This is a genomic window from Halobacillus sp. B23F22_5 (assembly GCF_043497085.1).
Lineage (GTDB): Bacteria > Bacillota > Bacilli > Bacillales > Halobacillaceae > Thalassobacillus.
In genome coordinates, this window is record NZ_JBIEKI010000025.1 from 1 (window position 1) to 15,618 (window position 15,618).

Sequence of the window (15,618 nt, forward strand, 5' to 3'; positions counted from 1 at the left end):
AATTTGTATAGTGAAAGTTAAGGTTATGGTTGGAAAAATATTGAAAAAGAGATCGGTCATAACTCTCTTTTCGCAACACTCATTGTTAGCTTGACGGTTATGGGGAAATTGCGAGACTCCTATGGGATTAAAGTAGATGGTGAGATCCCGGAAGGCGAAGCCTGAGGAAGCTCACCGTACGCCCATGGAAAGCGAGTGATTTCCCGGACCTCCAGAGGTTCTCAACCGTAACAGAAACAGTTTCTCTCGAAACTGAGTCTTCAGCAAAAGGGAGCTTATATGTAAGAGCAGTACAGAGGTTTAATAGTGCCTTACCTTAATTAGCTTCTTAATTGTTATTTCGCTATCAATAAGGATAAATCCTTCTTCACCCAGACATAGGAAAAGGCCCGATCTCCTCCCTATCCATAGACAGATATTAAAGAGAACGGACCTATTTATTACTTTTCTTATTTATTTTTCATACGGTCATCTGCTGCTCGTGAGCGTGCTTGTGCTTCTTTATCTTCATGATCAGCGAATTCTTGTGAGAATTCAACATCACGTGCATGAGCTTTCTTCGCATACTTAGGAGTTTGCGGAAGTGAGGAATCGTTTTTCCCATTCGCTTTACGATGATCATCTCTACCCATTATTTCCACCCCTTTTCCTTTTTCATTAGGGTTATTATATGTAAGCTACAACAAAATAATCGGATGCTCACTTTTCCTATTTCTATATTGTTCTCCTTGAAATTCACTTACATATTAGTGATAATTATAATAATTGCTCTCTAGGGTTCCGCATGCTTAATTGGTCAGGTCCGAGAGGGAGCGCACAGCGAAGCTGTGACACGGAGGGACAAAAGCCCGGGAGATATCCACAGAGGTATCTCTCTTTTTTTATGAAGAAATGGGGAATGAAAATGAATGGAACATGGTTGAAAGTGGTGCTCGCTGCCGGATTTGAAGTTGGCTGGGTCATTGGGCTGAAACATGCTGATAGTGCATTGGAATGGACAGCTACAGTGATAGCTATGGTTGTCAGCTTTTATTACTTAGTTACTGCTGGACGGACTCTTCCAGTTGGAACAGTTTATGCAGTCTTTGTAGGGTTGGGGACAGCCGGTACTGTACTGTCAGAAATCTTGTTCTTTGGTGTTCCTTTTCAACTTTCTAAAGTTTTATGGATCGGCCTATTGCTTGTCGGTATCATAGGTTTAAAGGTCGTGACTGCAGATACAGCTCAGGAAGGTAGAGTTCAATGAGTTGGATTTACTTAATTGTTGCAGGAGCGTTTGAAATGAGCGGAGTTGTAATGATCAATAAAGTTAACCGTGATCGGAAGCTGACTACCCTATTATCCATGCTTATTTTGATGGCCTCCAGTTTTTTATTCTTGAAACTTGCCATGCAAAACCTTCCGATGGGTACAGCTTATGCAGTATGGACAGGAATCGGTACGGTTGGCAGTACCATTCTTGGGATGGTCTTTTATCAGGAACCAAGTGACTGGAAACGTATTTTCTTTATTACTGTCATTATCATAGCGACCATCGGATTAAGGGTTGTTTCATAAAACAGGCTGCCTCAGTTGGGGCAGCCTGTTTTAATCTTTCATCAATATCCTACTTCGATAGATGCATTTACCATATACATAAGATCGTTTCTGTCATCTTTATCCTCTAAAATGATTCCACTTGTAGTAGCCATCCCACCGTCTACTACTTCCACGGATACTGTGCCATACGGAATAGCTTGTTTGACTTCGCTTTCATCTAATTGACCTTGATCGCGAGGAATAGCAAGTTTGACATTCACCTTCATATTATCTAAGGAGTTTTCGGGCAGAGCTTCTTCAATACCTGGCATCGAGTTGAAGTTGATAGCATCCTGAATAGCTCTCAGGGAAGCTTTTGTAACGTTCTGTCCGTGCACATCGATACCCATACCTGTCTGGATGAATAGAATTTTATCCATAATTTCATGCTCCTTTCGATTCATAATTATTCTTTAGGACTGTCTTTACTTGTCACATATCCGTTATCCGGGATGTTAAATCCCCTATTTAGTCAAAATAATATTTTTGTAATATCCGTAACAATATACTACTCACAGCTAATTTATAGCCTATTCCGGCTGTTATCCTCTTATTTCTCTTTAATAAATAAGGATTTTATTTCCAATTGAAATATATCACTAAATTTGACCTAGTTTTCATCCATAAAGATGGGGTATCAACAACAGTAAGGGTCATCCCGATTCATTATTTTGGGAAAACTTCCAAAAGGAGGTCGTGTATGAGCAAAACGGATAAAGTGAAAGAAAATGCAGGAACAACCAGTTTAGCTGGGGGGCTTACCCTTGCTGCTTCTTCCCTGCTGCTTCCCAAAGTAAGGAAGAAGATGAAAAAAGGGGTGAAGCAATCCACTGAATTTGTGGAAGATAAACTCCCGAGAGTAGCAAGAATCGTAGATCGAGCTGATGACCCTACAGATCTAAAAGAAGAAACACAAGAAGAAATCAAAGATGAAATGGCCGATCAAATGAAAGAGCATTTTAAGGAAAGTATGCAGGATAAAGTAAACGAAGCTTCAGAGAATTTACAGGAAGCTAAAGATGAAAACGCAGATAAAGTTCATTCCAATGCTGAAAAAGTGCAGGAAAAAGCGCAAAACGCATTGCTGAAGTTTCGCGAGAAGTTATCCGGGGTAAAAGAAGCTGGTGAGGACTTTCAAGAGGAAATGAGCAAAAAAACCAATGGAAAGTCTAGTAACAAGATAAAAGGGGTCAATGATATCAAAGGCGCAAATGATATCAAAAGCGCCACAGACATCAAGAGTTCCACCAATATCAAAAGCGCTAATGATATCAAACACCCTTCAAATACAAAAACTTCCAGTTAGGAAATTAAAGAAAGGGGTATTTTATTTATGGCAGTACAAAAATCAACCGATAGCAGTAGCTTGGCAGAGGTTATTGACCGAATTTTAGACAAAGGGATTGTCATTGATGCCTTTGCACGAGTCTCAGTCGTAGGTATTGAATTAATTACCGTAGAAGCACGCGTTGTCATTGCAAGTGTGGATACTTGGTTGCGTTATGCGGAAGCGGTTGGACTATTACGCGATGAGGTAGAAGAAGATGGTTTATCAGACCGTCTATCTGCCCGTACAGACAGTCCTTCCAATTCTCAAAATAACGAGCGTAGTGAATTCAGTATTTAATGGTTCCGGAGTCAGAGCGCTGTCTCTGACTCCAACCTATGTTATGAAATATTATTAAATAAAGGTGAGGGTGATTGTGAGTCTTATGAAAGTAATGGATGAAGTAAATCAATTTTTCACTGAAAATATAGCACCTCCCCATAAGATAATCTCTGTCCGCAAACATAAGGAAGAAGACAGTGAAGAAAAGCAAGCAGGCTGGAAAGCCATGGTCGAAGTCATTGAGGAAAAGGAATATATGAAAAAGTATGCCAATGATCAAATGATTGGCCTTTATGAAGTATTTTTAGATAACAACGCAGAAATCACGGGGTTTTCCAGAATCAGTTTACGATATCGCAGTGACTTGGAAGATCAGCAGTCATCATGATAGCCGCCTGGATCTCCGAAGTTTTAGGAGGATGACGAATGACCGTATTGAAAGAAGCTAAACAGCAGCCCCATATCAATAATGAAGTATATAAACACTCTGCTTATTACCAGGGGCTGATCAAACGTTCACTAAGGTATCTTTCTTCCGGTTATCCGGTGCATTTCACAGGACCATCAGGAATCGGAAAAACAACACTGGCTCTTTTTATCGCCAAACAACGCAAACGCCCTGTCATGCTTATAAATGGAAATAAGGAATTATCAAATGAGGATCTGATCGGGGCTTTTACAGGTTACCAAAGCAGCAAAGTAAAAGATAATTTTATCAGAACTGTCTACAAAACAGAAGAAAACGTTACAGAATCCTGGACAGATGGAAAGCTGCTCGAAGCTGTAAAAAATGGATATACTTTGGTCTACGACGAATTCACCAGGTCACAGCCTGAAGCTAATAATATTTTTCTTTCTATATTAGAAGAGAGAATACTCCCTTTGTATGGAACTAAGAGGAAAGATGCCTTTATCCGGGTTCACCCTGATTTTTCGGTAATTTTTACAAGTAATCCAGCTGAGTATGCAGGGGTATTCCAATCTCAGGATGCTTTATTGGATCGAATGATCACATTACCATTGGATCATATGGATCATCAGGCAGAAGTAACTGCAGTTACGAGTAAAACGAGTTTATCCCAAAACGCAGCTGAGTCGATTGTAAATTTCGTAGTTACAGCCAGGGAGTTATGTGAGAGTAATGACCAGCTTCAAGGGCCGAGTCTTCGTGCTTCCATCATGATTGCAGAAATGGCAGAAAAGCATGACATTTCTATTGATGGTGAGGATGAAGAGTTCCAGGAACTTTGCCTTGATATTACTTGGTTTCCACTACAAACTTGTACACCAAAGGATCAACAGCCAGAAATGAGAGAAAAGCTTTTAGAAGCTTGTAAAAAAATCAAGGTTGGGTGATATGAATGGATAATGAAACAGGAATCTATATATTTTGTGCCATACAAACGAATGAAGAACATGACTTTGGAACGATCGACTTTGAGGGTGAAACACGAAAGGTTTTTACCATTCACTACAAAGATTCAGCTATGGTGGCGGCTGAAATGCCAATGAAAATTTACCACCCGAGCAAAGAGAATTTAATGATGCACCAAAACGTCATATCCGATGTGATGAAAAAAATGGATACAGTGGTTCCAATCAGTTTTGGAAATGTATTTAATTCTAAAGAGGATGTTGTTGCTTTATCAGAAAGCTTATACCCTCAATTCGAAGAGCTATTTCCAAAAATAAAAGGCAAAATCGAATTAGGCTTGAAAGTCATCGGTAAAAAGGAGTGGCTTCAAAAAGAAATCAATAAGAACCCTGAAGTTACAAAGCAGAAACAAACGGTCAATAAGAAAACCGAAGCAGCAGGGTATTTTGATCGAATCGAACTTGGTGAAATGGCATCGAAGTTTTTCCAATCCGTTCAGCAGGATATCGAAAAAGAAATTCACGAAGAGTTAAAAAATATAGCTGTAGCTGCTGAAGTAAATGAACCCATCGGTGAAAAAATGCTATTGAATGGTGCCTATCTCATAGACAGTAACAAGGAAGAAAAGTTTGATGAAAAGGTTAATGAATTACACGATAAGTGGAAAGATAAGGTCGATTTCAAATATACGGGACCTTGGCCAGCATACAACTTTATCAATATAAAATTAAAAGTGGAGGAAAACGCATGATTCATAAGTTATTCACTTCCCCATTGAATCTGGTTGTAAAAGTCGGAGAAAAGGTAAAGGAAGAAGTGGATAAAGAACTTTATGATTTAGATACGATTCAAAAAAAATTAGTACACCTTCAGATGATGTATGAATTAGATGAGATTTCTGAAGAAGCCTATAAACAACAAGAGAATGATTTGCTTATCAGGTATGAAGAAGCAAAAAGACGTGAAATGGAACAATGGAATGAATTGACTAAGCGTTGAAAGTGAGGAAGCACTAATGGCAGAACTAATTTATTTATACGGCATCATACCAACAAACGAAAAATCCACTACACCTCTTCCCTCTTTCAAAGGTTTAGATGACGAGCATGAATTATACACCCTCTCCTTTGATGGGATTGATGCAGTCGTATGTAACTTGGAAGAAAGTGAATTTAACCAATCTGCATTGGAAGAAAAAACATCAGATGTAGAGTGGCTTCATGAAAAGGCATTTCATCACCATGAGGCAGTCACCAAACTGCATGAAAAATATACCATTATCCCTATGAAGTTTAGTACGATTTATTCAGGGTATGAGAGTTTAGAGAGCACAATAAAAGAACATCACAAAAAAATGTCTGATTTGCTTGCATGGCTTTCAGATAAAGAGGAATGGAACTTGAAAATATATTGTGACAATGATGCGCTAAGGGAGCGTACATCTGCTCACAATTTGACTATAGAAGAAAAGAAAAAAGAAATTGAACAAATGTCACCTGGAAGACAATATTTAGAAAAGCGTAAGCTGGATCATCTTATCGATCAGGAACTGGAGAAGGATAAAGAAAACCACTCCTCCCGCATCCATGATCAGTTGGCTTCTTATAGTGAAAAAACGGATATAAAGAAAAATTGGAGTAAAGATGTTACAGGAAGATCAGACGAAATGTGCTGGAACAGTGTCTATTTGCTTAAGGAAACGAAGGTAGAAGATTTCTTAAGCCAGGTGAAGCACCTGCAAGAGGAATGGAAAGAAAATGGTTTCCAATTTGAGCTTACCGGACCTTGGCCCGCTTATCATTTCGCCAAACTGACGTAAAGTGAGGGGGATTCATGGCACAGAGAAAAGAGTTCGAAAATAAAGATGTTGCACTTATTGATATTTTAGATGTGGTTTTGGACAAGGGTGTGGCCATCAAGGGAGACATTATTATATCAATTGCTGGTATCGACTTAGTTTATCTTGACCTGAAGCTCTTAATTTCTTCAGTAGAAACACTTGTCCAATCGAAACTTGACTCAGATGGCCTATTATCCTCCAAACAATTTGATAAGGAAAAGGAGGAATTGGACCGTGTCACAAACAAAACTGGATCATCGTCCTGAGAAAAGCGGCAGAATCAACCTGGATTCACAAGGCGCCGAACAAGGTCTGGCACAACTTGTCCTGACAGTCATCGAACTGCTCCGGCAGCTGGTCGAACGCCAGGCTATCCGGAGGGTCGACGGAGGCACACTAACCGAAGAAGAAATCGAAAGGCTCGGAGTGGCTCTTATGAATTTGGAAGTAAAAATGGATGAACTTAAGGAAATTTTCGAGCTTGAGGATGAAGATTTAAATATCGATTTAGGTCCTCTTGGCAATTTACTCTAACTACTGAGAGCACTTTCAAGGAGGTGTTGAACATGGCAATAGAACAGTCCACTCAATCTAGTAATCTGGTAGATGTACTGGAAACCGTATTGGATAAAGGCGTTGTCATTGCCGGAGATATCCGTGTAGGAATCGCAGATGTTGAACTTTTATCAATCAAGATCCGGTTGATTGTAGCCTCTGTCGATAAAGCGAAAGAAATCGGTATGGATTGGTGGGAAACAGACCCATATCTTACTTCTAAAGCTGCTGAAAAACATCAAGATGATTTAAAAGAAGAAAATGATCAATTGCAAAAACGAATTGATGCGCTGGAAAAGAAAATGGCGCAAGATAATCGTTTAGTATAAATTATTAATTATTTATTATATTCAAGGAGGAATTAATCATGGCAGAACAAAAAACACAACTCAAGGAAGAAGCAAAGAATCAAACTGAGAAAGCGAAGAATGAAGCAAAAGACCAAACTCAGAAAGCAAAGCAGTCCATGCGAAGAAAAGACGTTATGACTGGTACGCTTGTAGGCAGCGTAATTGGAGCCGCAACCAGTCTGCTTTTCGCTCCAAAAACCGGTAAGGAATTGAGAAATGATATTTCTACCCAGACAGGTAATGTAGTAGACAAAAGCAAGCAATTTGGAAATTCCACTAAGACAAAATTTAATGACTTGAAAACCAGCACAACAGAAAAATCTCAGCAGCTGACAAGTAAATTCAAAAAGAACAAAGATGAAGAATCAAATGAAGAAGAAAACAAAGATCAAACTGCAGAAGGCCAGAATGAAGCTGCTGCTACTACAGAAACAGAATCTCCTCAAAAACAGCAAACAGAACAGAACAAACAAGACGGAGATACTCAAGAAAGCAATAACGCAGAGAATAAACAAAAAAACAATAAGAAAAACACTACTCAATCTAAGAATAATAACAAACAGCAAAACGAAGGTGAAACTACCCTAAAGTCAAACGACGATACAGCAAAATAATCCAGGTCGTGAGGAGGTAGAAGGTATGAGTGATGATGTGCTGGCCATGTATGTTAAAGCTGCAAATAAACATGATTTCTCATTAGCTATTACGCTTAATGTAAATGGTGCACTTGTAACAGGAACTACTATTTCCGCCCAGAGTTACTTCAAAAAAGTAAGCGAAAACTTTCAGGACGGAAATGACGTGGCTCAATCATTAAGCGAACAACTACAGGGTGCCAGTGAAAGTGCAGCTAAAAGCAATGATGAGGAAGCTAACTTCATTCACTTGGAAGAAGCACAAGTTTATTGTGGTGACAGCAACCCAACACCATCAAAAGGAAAATTCTTATGGCGAGGAAAGCTGTCTGAAGTAGAGGGCTTCTTTCTCGGAACCATTGCAAAAGATAAGTAATTAAAAAGGATGAACCGTAATTAGGTTCATCCTTTTTTGTTACGTTGATAATTCTTCTAGTACCCCGGTTTCCAGGTGGAACAAGTACCCTGCCAATTCCGTGTCTTTTCCATATTTCTTATAAACAGGATGTTGCTTCATCTTTTCTATCTGTTCTCTGATGTTTGCTTTTACAAGCTCATTCAATTCGTCTTGTGGCGAACGGTTTTGTGACTGAAAACCTTTCCTGATTCCCTTGATCCAACCCTTTAAATAAGGTTCCTCATTTCCATCCTTAGCAGCGGCTACCCCGCCACATCCAGTATGACCTTTAATGATAATTTTTTTTACTTTTAAATGCACGAGTGCATAATAAAGGCTGGCAGCTAAACTTTCATCATTTACATTCACTTGATTAGCGATATTGCGATGAACGAACATCGTTCCTAACGGTGTTTCAGAAATGACCGATGGACTGACACGGGAATCACTGCATGCCACCACAAAAAATTCTGGTGTCTGACCTTCCTTCAACTTATCGAAATAAGCTGGATCCTCTTTCAATATCTTATCTTTAAAAGTTTCGTTGCCCTTCACTAATTGATCAGGAGACATGGAATGACCCCCTTAAGGGCTGTAATGCCTGGTGGAGTGTCAAATACTCTATTTTTTCTCCATATTTTTCTTTCCACCCGGCCCGTTTCAATAAATCCATCACTGGACCTTTCACATGTGCCAGATGAAAATCTATCCCGGCTTCTTTATACTCATCCATTAACTTTTCCAATTCATCGATAGCTACTGCATCAATCGCGTTTACGCCTGAGAAATCAAGCACAACACGGTTGATGTCATCCTTATCGCTGATTTCTTTCCGTAATCGCTCTTCCAGGAAAGCTAAATTTGCAAAATATAAGGAAGCATCGATACGGAAAACCAGCGTATCTTTAAACATCTTTGCATGTTCATATCGATCTACGTTCTTGAATATGTCTTCTTCTTCAATATACCCAAGCTCTGCTGTGTGTGGGTATGCACTGCGCCAAATAAATAACAATAGCGACGCCCCTGCCCCAATCAATATTCCGGCCTCAATGCTGGTAAGCAATGTGGCAAAGAACGTTATGACCAGCACCCACCCATCGGATTGTTTAATGCGGAAAAGGTGTTTTGCTTCTTTTACATCAATCAACCCAAAAACCGCTACCATGATGATAGCCGCTAAAACGGCATTAGGAAGATAATAGAATAAATCGGTAAAGAACAAAAGCGTAAGCATGATCAATACTGCGGTGATTACCGACGCAAGTCCGGATTTTGCACCAGCCTGGTAGTTGACGGCTGTACGTGAAAATCCTCCAGTAACTGGTGAAGCGGAAAAGAAGGAACCGACAATATTAGCAGCTCCTAAACCAGTCAGTTCCTGGTTCGAGTCTACCTTATATTTTTCTTTAGATGCAATTGTCTTAGCTACAGCTATCGATTCCATAAACCCGACAAATGAGATCGTCAAGGCAATCGGTAATAAGGCTGTTATGGAGTCAACACTGAAAGCAGGTAGACTGAAGCCTGGCAAACCTCCTGGAACTTCTCGGATGATACTGACCCCATGCTCTTCCAGGTTAAAGAAATAAACCACTAATGTACTTCCTACAACCACCAACAGTGGGGCAGGGAATTTAGGAAATTTCTTTTTAAAGTAAATCAAAACAATAATACTTCCGATTCCTATCGCGAACGTAATCCAATTGATAACCCCTATTTTTTGGAACGCATCAAATAAAAGCAGGAACACATTTTTTCCACCTTCGAGCTTTACGCCCAACAGGTGTTTCAACTGACTGAATCCAATAATTAAAGCGGCTGCCGAAGTAAATCCACTTATTACGGCATGAGAAAGGAAATTTACGATAAACCCTAATCGGAACAACCCCATACTCAACTGTATGACCCCTACCATCAAAGACAGTAAAAGAGCATATGCTATGAACTGATCCGATCCAGGCTCAGCTAACGTCGACACACCTGATAAAACAAGCAGCGAAACCATTGCTACGGGGCCTACTGCCAATTGACGTGATGAACCCAGAAGGGCATATATGATCAGCGGTATCGTTGACGCGTAAAGACCAATTACAGGTGGCAGCCCTGCCAGCATAGAATAGGCCATGGCTTGCGGAATTAGCATAATCGCTACAATCAACCCTGCTGAAAAGTCACTTTTTAAAAAGTCTTTATTATAATGGGCAATCCAGTGATTGTTAGGCATGAAGTTTTTAAGCATCTAACCCCACCCCAATTTCATCCGTTTTATCAGTATCCTTATAATATTCAAAGGTTGTCCCTAACAAAGGATGGATTTCTTTCCTATAATGCTTGGCAGGGCATTCTTTTACGATAATATGTTTATTTACTTCATTAAGGTCTATTTCTAATGACATTTGGCATAACGGACATTTTTCTCTGGTTCGTATTTTTTTCATGTCCTTTTCCTCCCAAAAGTTTAATCGTCGTCTCTTTATATTTTGATTTTCTTTTTTATTTATACATCAGCTGTTGTCAGCTGGTATGATGGACAGCACAGCGGTTAGGTCCTATTTCTAATTCTTGCTGTCTCTCTTGAGTAGCTTCTTCGGTTCCCCGGTTCAGCGCAATGATTTCTTCAAAGTTCGGAGGAGTTTCAGAGCTTGCAGATTGCGCAACGAACTCGACAAAGTCCTTTTCACTTTGGTTAACCATCACTTCATTCTTACTGCGGATATCGCCTAGTTTTTCTCCAATAAACCCATCTTTATTGATTTCTTCTTCCAAGTCAGCATAGTGGGCTGGCAATACAATGACCTCATCCGCAATTTGCGATACTTTGTTGGAAATGGAATCGTAAAGGTCTTTCGCCCACTCTCTCACCTTTCCACCTAAATCAGGACGTCCCAAGCCACTGACAAAGATCGTATCGCCAGAAAATAGCAGTTTGTCATTTACAAAAAATGAAACAGAGCCTGGTGTATGACCTGGAGTTTTTAGCGCAATTACTTCAAGGGTTACGTTCTCGAACTTAATTTTTTCGTAATTTTCAAGGGGTTTAAAATCAAAGATTGCACCTTCACTCTTCATTAAATAGTAGTTAGCACCAGTCATTTCAGCCAGCTTGCGTCCGCCTGAAATATGATCGGCATGTAAATGAGAGTCTACAATATGAGTGATTTGGACACCATCTTGTTCAGCGGCCATCTGGTATTCATCAACAAACCTGGCTGGATCCACGATAAGTGCCTCATCTCCGGAAACGACCATATAAGACAGGCAGCCTTTTCCGGCACGAATGAATTGATATACTTTCATATCCTCATCTTGATAAACTTTTGTTTTATACAGCTGTTCACTCCACGACTTCATCCCCCCAGCCAGATAGGATGTTTCTAAGCCTTCATCACTTAACATTTCAGCTACCATTTTAGAAGATCCTTCTTTCGCACAGACTACAATAATCTCTTTGTCGGCTGAAATTTTATCTAATATACCCCCAACCCCATCAATCAACTCGAAATACGGGATGTTCAAATATTCGATGACGCTTCCTTCCACTTTCCAGTCTTCGAAATTCTTCACATTCCTAACATCAAAAATAAATATTTCTTCCTTATTTAATACCTTTTCCAATAGTTCTTCACTTGTGATTGCTTTCATAGTCATTTTTAAACGCACCTCTTTTAATTTTTTAAATTACCGTAACCCCTATGGGTATATTACAAAAGAAAACGCTTTCTGTCAACACAAAAAGAATGCCGACGATCGTCAGCATTCTTTTTTAAAGTACTTTATTAAGAAAGTCTTGGGCGCGAAGAGTTCCTGGCTTACTGAAAAATTTACTCGGAAGCGCTTCTTCCACGATTGAGCCATGATCCAGGAAAAGTATTTTATCAGCGACTTCTTTCGCAAAACCCATCTCATGGGTGACTACTACCATTGTCATACCCGTGCGGGTAAGTTTCTTCATCACATCCAATACTTCTTTGACCATCTCTGGATCAAGAGCTGATGTAGGTTCGTCGAAAAGCATGATTTCAGGCTTCATGGCAAGAGCCCTGGCGATCGCCACACGCTGCTTTTGACCACCGGACAAATGGTTAGGATAAGCACCTTTTTTGTCAGATAATCCTACAGTTTCCAATAGTTCTAATGCTTGAGATTCAGCTTCATGCCTATCCATCCCCTTTACTTGAATAGGAGCAAAAGTAAGATTGTCTAATACGGTCAGGTGTGGAAAAAGATGAAAATGCTGAAACACCATCCCGGTTTTGGCACGAATCTCATTCAATGACTTATTTGATATGGGCACCTCCGAAACTTTTATCTCTCCTGCAGTAGGCATTTCCAGTCCATTTAAACAACGAAGGAAAGTGGATTTCCCAGAGCCAGAAGGTCCGATGACAGCCACTACTTCTCCTTTTACAATCTCGGTGGATATTGCATTCAATACCTTTGTATTTTTAAAAGATTTATCAAGCTTCGTTACCTTAATCACTAAAACTCATCCTTTGCTCCAATTTTGCCCCGAATAAGGTCAGTATTCTTACCATTAAAAAGTAAATGACCAACGCCACCGTCAGCGGACCTAAATAGTTGAAGGTATCCGCCGATACGATCTGCGCACGTCTCATTATGTCCATGGCCCCTATGACAGAAACGACCGCTGACTCTTTCAAAAGCGTGATGTATTCGTTCATCAGAGCAGGCAAGATGTATTTGATTGCTTGTGGCAGGATGATTTTTTGCATCATGGTTCGGTAAGGAACATTTAATGCTTTAGCTGCCTCGAATTGTCCCTTATCCACTGCCTGGATTCCAGCCCGGATGATTTCAGACACGTAAGCTGCCGAATTTAATGAGAAGGCAATTACCCCGGCTGCAAAAGCTGTAATATCCCATGATGTCACTTGGGGAATGACAAAATATACATAGACAAGCTGAAGGATAAGCGGCGTTCCTCGGAAAAACGATGTATAAGCATCAGCAAGAACCTTCCATATACTCCGCTTTCCAAGCTTAGCCAATGCAAGCAATACCCCGATTAAAAAACCGATAATTCCAGAAACAATAACAAATTGTAGTGTTACACCTATTCCTTTTATAATGAACGGAATAGATGGCAGGATGTCACTCATGTTGCATACAACTCCTTCTATTTACTCGCCGCCAAACCATTTTTTAGCCAGCTCTTCAATCTCCCCGTTTTGTTTCATCTCTTGTAAATGTTCATTGTACTGCTCTGTCAAATCGCTTCCTTTTGGAAAAGCGGCAGCTGCCCCTTGTACCTCTGATTCATCTTCAATGATAAATTCACTCAGTTCTTCATTTTTTTCTAAGTAACCTTTTGATACAGTAGTTTCTACGATTGCTGCGTCAATTCGCCCTGCTTTCATTTCCTGGATTAGTTGCGGAATCGTATCACGTGCAGTCACCTGCATGCCTTCGACTTCTTTTTTCAATTCATCCGCGGTTTCTTCCTGAATGGACCCCAATTGAATACCGAGTTTTTTGCCTTTCAAGTCATCCACTGCCTTGATATCATCAGTTTTCTTACTCACAATGGCATCATTAGCAACATAGTAGATATCAGAAAAATCCACGGCCTTTTTCCTTTTTTCTGTCGGTGTCATACTTGCCATCACAAAGTCGACTTTATTGCTGTTTAATGCTGCAATCAAACCATTGAATTCCATATTTTTTATTTCTAAATCATACCCCATTTTATCCAGTACTCGCTTGGCAATATCAATATCAAAGCCAATAATCTCCCTACCGTTTGCCGTGTCGATATACTCGAATGGTTTATAATCTGCTGAGGTCCCCATAACTAATGTTTTTTGGGCACTTTCCGCTTTTTGCTCCCCGTCGGCACACCCTGCAAGTAATGCCACCATCAATACTAAAATGATAGCTGAGAATTTCTTCATGTTGAAATAACCCCCTATGTATTTTTATTAACACAAAAGGTATATTAATACATATAACAACCCGTAGTCAAGGGTTATTTTGTGTTATTATTCAATAATATGCATAAAAATAGATTTAAGCTATGTTGTATCCACTAATTGATGAGTTATGCTATAATGAGCAAACAACTTGAGAAGAAATGAGGATTGCAATGCTTAGCTTTGAACAAAAAATATCTATTCTTGAAGAATTCGCAGAGTTAACTCGTAAAGATGTCTCGCTCGGAAGAGTGAACTTTCATTTCTACGGGAGCGTATTCGATAAAACCATTGTTGCTTATCACATCCACCCAAATGGAAATGGTTTTGTTTATACAGGAGACATGGATGAATTTGATTCTAATCAAAAGGGCCTGGTCAATATAAGGGATTATAATGAAAAAGAACTCCGTAATATTGTTGAAGCTTCTATCGCTAACTTATCGAGTGATGCGGAAATATCCCACCAGCAAGTATGGAAAGGACCAGAGGATGAGTCACTACTCCTTGTCCAGGAAGACTATTTTTGGAACATTTATACTGGCGATATGTTAGAAGAAAGTTTTGAAACATATAATGAAGCGGAAGCTTATTTGAAGGAAGAAGGCTTCATCCGCCAATAAGAAAAAGACGAACTCGTTTTAGAAAGTTCGTCTTTTTCTTATTAGTAGAACATTCTGTTTTTAACAGCGGTGACTTGCAGTAGAGATCCCCATGTTTTATGCCCTCTATCTTGTATTCCTGCTATCGCTTCACAAAAAAGGTGCGCAGTAGTCAAAGCATCTCCTAAGGCGGTATGACGTTCGTATACCTTTGTATTCAACATATCTGCGTATTCAATCAGATCTTTTCTGCCTTCTGTAGGATACAAATATTTCAATAAACTGAGGGTATCTACTGCTCTCGGCTTGGGAAATTTATACCCTGCCCGTGACATTTCACATTTTATTAGGGTTAGATCGAACTGAATATGATGACCGATGAGGCAGGTAGCCTTATTTGCTTCCGCCTCTTGAAAAAAACCGCTGATTGCATGATAAGCAGCTGGTGCACTCTCCACGTCCCTATCCTGTATCCCTGTCAACTTGACAATTTGTTCAGGTATCTTCGTTTCAGGGTTTACATAGGTCTGGAACACTTTCTTTTCTTCTACAACTAATTGTCGAACCGGCACCGAGGCTATTTCAATCATGCGATCTTGTTTTTGAACATGAAAACCCGTAGCTTCTGTATCAACGACTTGAAAGTTGATATCTTCCAGCTTTGTCGATAAGGGAATGTCATCTTTCAAATTAAAATGGAATCGTTTCGCTTTTTTTATCATAGCTGTTTATCTCCTCCCATTC

At 39.7% G+C, this 15,618-nt stretch carries 25 protein-coding genes and 1 riboswitch; of the genes, 15 read left to right on the forward strand and 10 right to left on the reverse strand.

Annotated features, from left to right (window positions below; all coding sequences use genetic code 11):
- Positions 1 to 449 precede the first annotated feature (449 nt).
- On the reverse strand, positions 450 to 632 hold the full coding sequence (locus tag ACGTN9_RS19945) for a YfhD family protein (RefSeq protein ID WP_499596179.1): 183 nt from the start codon (positions 630 to 632) through the stop codon (positions 450 to 452).
- A 129-nt stretch (positions 633 to 761) separates the two neighbouring features.
- Positions 762 to 857: riboswitch (guanidine-I (ykkC/yxkD leader) on the forward strand.
- A gap of 47 nt (positions 858 to 904) precedes the next feature.
- On the opposite strand from ACGTN9_RS19945, the gene ACGTN9_RS19950 reads away from it, so the two are divergent.
- The gene (locus ACGTN9_RS19950; RefSeq protein ID WP_499596248.1) at positions 905 to 1,246 is read left to right on the forward strand and encodes a DMT family transporter; all 342 of its coding nucleotides are present in this window, start codon (positions 905 to 907) and stop codon (positions 1,244 to 1,246) included.
- A complete protein-coding gene (locus ACGTN9_RS19955; protein ID WP_499596181.1) occupies positions 1,243 to 1,557 on the forward strand; it encodes a DMT family transporter in 315 nt (104 codons plus the stop codon). Before ACGTN9_RS19950 ends, ACGTN9_RS19955 begins: the two co-directional genes overlap by 4 nt.
- A 41-nt stretch (positions 1,558 to 1,598) precedes the next feature.
- On the opposite strand, the gene ACGTN9_RS19960 is transcribed toward ACGTN9_RS19955, so the two are convergent.
- Positions 1,599 to 1,958, reverse strand: coding sequence for a Lin0512 family protein (locus ACGTN9_RS19960; RefSeq protein ID WP_499596183.1), 360 nt, complete (start codon positions 1,956 to 1,958; stop codon positions 1,599 to 1,601).
- Between the two features lie 320 nt (positions 1,959 to 2,278).
- Here ACGTN9_RS19960 and gvpQ point away from each other — a divergent pair, with 320 nt between their 5' ends.
- From gvpQ to gvpU, 12 genes are all read left to right on the forward strand, one after another.
- On the forward strand, positions 2,279 to 2,884 hold the full coding sequence (gene gvpQ, locus ACGTN9_RS19965) for a gas vesicle protein GvpQ (protein WP_499596185.1): 606 nt from the start codon (positions 2,279 to 2,281) through the stop codon (positions 2,882 to 2,884).
- Between the two features lie 27 nt (positions 2,885 to 2,911).
- Positions 2,912 to 3,205: a gas vesicle structural protein GvpA gene (gene gvpA / locus ACGTN9_RS19970; protein WP_499596186.1), complete on the forward strand. Its 294-nt coding sequence runs from the start codon at positions 2,912 to 2,914 to the stop codon at positions 3,203 to 3,205.
- Between the two features lie 85 nt (positions 3,206 to 3,290).
- Positions 3,291 to 3,575, forward strand: a complete 285-nt coding sequence (gvpO, locus tag ACGTN9_RS19975) for a gas vesicle protein GvpO (RefSeq protein WP_499596250.1) — start codon at positions 3,291 to 3,293, stop codon at positions 3,573 to 3,575.
- 38 nt (positions 3,576 to 3,613) lie between these two features.
- On the forward strand, positions 3,614 to 4,543 hold the full coding sequence (gene gvpN, locus ACGTN9_RS19980; protein WP_499596187.1) for a gas vesicle protein GvpN: 930 nt from the start codon (positions 3,614 to 3,616) through the stop codon (positions 4,541 to 4,543).
- A gap of 5 nt (positions 4,544 to 4,548) precedes the next feature.
- Positions 4,549 to 5,313 carry a GvpL/GvpF family gas vesicle protein gene (locus tag ACGTN9_RS19985; RefSeq protein ID WP_499596188.1) on the forward strand — a complete coding sequence of 255 codons (765 nt, stop codon included), beginning with the start codon at positions 4,549 to 4,551 and terminating at the stop codon, positions 5,311 to 5,313.
- On the forward strand, positions 5,310 to 5,561 hold the full coding sequence (locus ACGTN9_RS19990) for a gas vesicle protein GvpG (protein WP_499596189.1): 252 nt from the start codon (positions 5,310 to 5,312) through the stop codon (positions 5,559 to 5,561). Before ACGTN9_RS19985 ends, ACGTN9_RS19990 begins: the two co-directional genes overlap by 4 nt.
- A 16-nt stretch (positions 5,562 to 5,577) precedes the next feature.
- Positions 5,578 to 6,381: a GvpL/GvpF family gas vesicle protein gene (locus ACGTN9_RS19995; RefSeq protein WP_499596190.1), complete on the forward strand. Its 804-nt coding sequence runs from the start codon at positions 5,578 to 5,580 to the stop codon at positions 6,379 to 6,381.
- A gap of 14 nt (positions 6,382 to 6,395) precedes the next feature.
- Complete coding sequence (locus tag ACGTN9_RS20000) at positions 6,396 to 6,668, forward strand: gas vesicle protein (RefSeq protein WP_499596192.1); 273 nt, start codon at positions 6,396 to 6,398, stop codon at positions 6,666 to 6,668.
- Positions 6,637 to 6,936 carry a gas vesicle protein K gene (locus ACGTN9_RS20005; protein ID WP_499596193.1) on the forward strand — a complete coding sequence of 100 codons (300 nt, stop codon included), beginning with the start codon at positions 6,637 to 6,639 and terminating at the stop codon, positions 6,934 to 6,936. The genes ACGTN9_RS20000 and ACGTN9_RS20005 overlap by 32 nt, the downstream gene beginning before the upstream one ends.
- Before the next feature lie 32 nt (positions 6,937 to 6,968).
- Positions 6,969 to 7,286, forward strand: a complete 318-nt coding sequence (locus ACGTN9_RS20010) for a gas vesicle protein (protein ID WP_499596195.1) — start codon at positions 6,969 to 6,971, stop codon at positions 7,284 to 7,286.
- Between the two features lie 38 nt (positions 7,287 to 7,324).
- On the forward strand, positions 7,325 to 7,921 hold the full coding sequence (locus ACGTN9_RS20015) for a YtxH domain-containing protein (RefSeq protein WP_499596197.1): 597 nt from the start codon (positions 7,325 to 7,327) through the stop codon (positions 7,919 to 7,921).
- A gap of 25 nt (positions 7,922 to 7,946) precedes the next feature.
- Positions 7,947 to 8,318 (forward strand): gas vesicle accessory protein GvpU, encoded by a 372-nt coding sequence (gvpU, locus tag ACGTN9_RS20020; RefSeq protein ID WP_499596199.1) that lies wholly within the window; start codon positions 7,947 to 7,949, stop codon positions 8,316 to 8,318.
- 39 nt (positions 8,319 to 8,357) lie between these two features.
- Here the strand turns inward: gvpU and ACGTN9_RS20025 are convergent, their stop codons facing one another.
- The 7 genes from ACGTN9_RS20025 to ACGTN9_RS20055 all read right to left on the reverse strand — a co-directional run bounded on the left by ACGTN9_RS20025 (position 8,358) and on the right by ACGTN9_RS20055 (position 14,254).
- Positions 8,358 to 8,912 (reverse strand): carbonic anhydrase, encoded by a 555-nt coding sequence (locus ACGTN9_RS20025; RefSeq protein ID WP_499596201.1) that lies wholly within the window; start codon positions 8,910 to 8,912, stop codon positions 8,358 to 8,360.
- The gene (locus tag ACGTN9_RS20030) at positions 8,902 to 10,581 is read right to left on the reverse strand and encodes a SulP family inorganic anion transporter (protein WP_499596203.1); all 1,680 of its coding nucleotides are present in this window, start codon (positions 10,579 to 10,581) and stop codon (positions 8,902 to 8,904) included. The genes ACGTN9_RS20025 and ACGTN9_RS20030 overlap by 11 nt, the downstream gene beginning before the upstream one ends.
- Positions 10,574 to 10,780 carry a hypothetical protein gene (locus ACGTN9_RS20035; RefSeq protein ID WP_499596205.1) on the reverse strand — a complete coding sequence of 69 codons (207 nt, stop codon included), beginning with the start codon at positions 10,778 to 10,780 and terminating at the stop codon, positions 10,574 to 10,576. The genes ACGTN9_RS20030 and ACGTN9_RS20035 overlap by 8 nt, the downstream gene beginning before the upstream one ends.
- Before the next feature lie 76 nt (positions 10,781 to 10,856).
- Complete coding sequence (locus tag ACGTN9_RS20040; protein ID WP_499596207.1) at positions 10,857 to 11,990, reverse strand: MBL fold metallo-hydrolase; 1,134 nt, start codon at positions 11,988 to 11,990, stop codon at positions 10,857 to 10,859.
- A 115-nt stretch (positions 11,991 to 12,105) separates the two neighbouring features.
- Entirely contained in the window at positions 12,106 to 12,822 is a 717-nt protein-coding gene (locus ACGTN9_RS20045; protein ID WP_499596209.1) for an amino acid ABC transporter ATP-binding protein, read from the reverse strand.
- The gene (locus ACGTN9_RS20050) at positions 12,815 to 13,462 is read right to left on the reverse strand and encodes an amino acid ABC transporter permease (RefSeq protein WP_499596211.1); all 648 of its coding nucleotides are present in this window, start codon (positions 13,460 to 13,462) and stop codon (positions 12,815 to 12,817) included. Before ACGTN9_RS20050 ends, ACGTN9_RS20045 begins: the two co-directional genes overlap by 8 nt.
- Positions 13,463 to 13,483: 21 nt before the next feature.
- Positions 13,484 to 14,254 (reverse strand): transporter substrate-binding domain-containing protein, encoded by a 771-nt coding sequence (locus ACGTN9_RS20055; RefSeq protein ID WP_499596213.1) that lies wholly within the window; start codon positions 14,252 to 14,254, stop codon positions 13,484 to 13,486.
- Between the two features lie 191 nt (positions 14,255 to 14,445).
- Between ACGTN9_RS20055 and ACGTN9_RS20060 the strand changes: the two genes are divergently transcribed.
- Entirely contained in the window at positions 14,446 to 14,895 is a 450-nt protein-coding gene (locus ACGTN9_RS20060) for a hypothetical protein (RefSeq protein ID WP_499596215.1), read from the forward strand.
- A gap of 41 nt (positions 14,896 to 14,936) precedes the next feature.
- On the opposite strand, the gene ACGTN9_RS20065 is transcribed toward ACGTN9_RS20060, so the two are convergent.
- Positions 14,937 to 15,596, reverse strand: coding sequence for a 3'-5' exonuclease (locus tag ACGTN9_RS20065; RefSeq protein ID WP_499596216.1), 660 nt, complete (start codon positions 15,594 to 15,596; stop codon positions 14,937 to 14,939).
- Positions 15,597 to 15,618 lie beyond the last annotated feature (22 nt).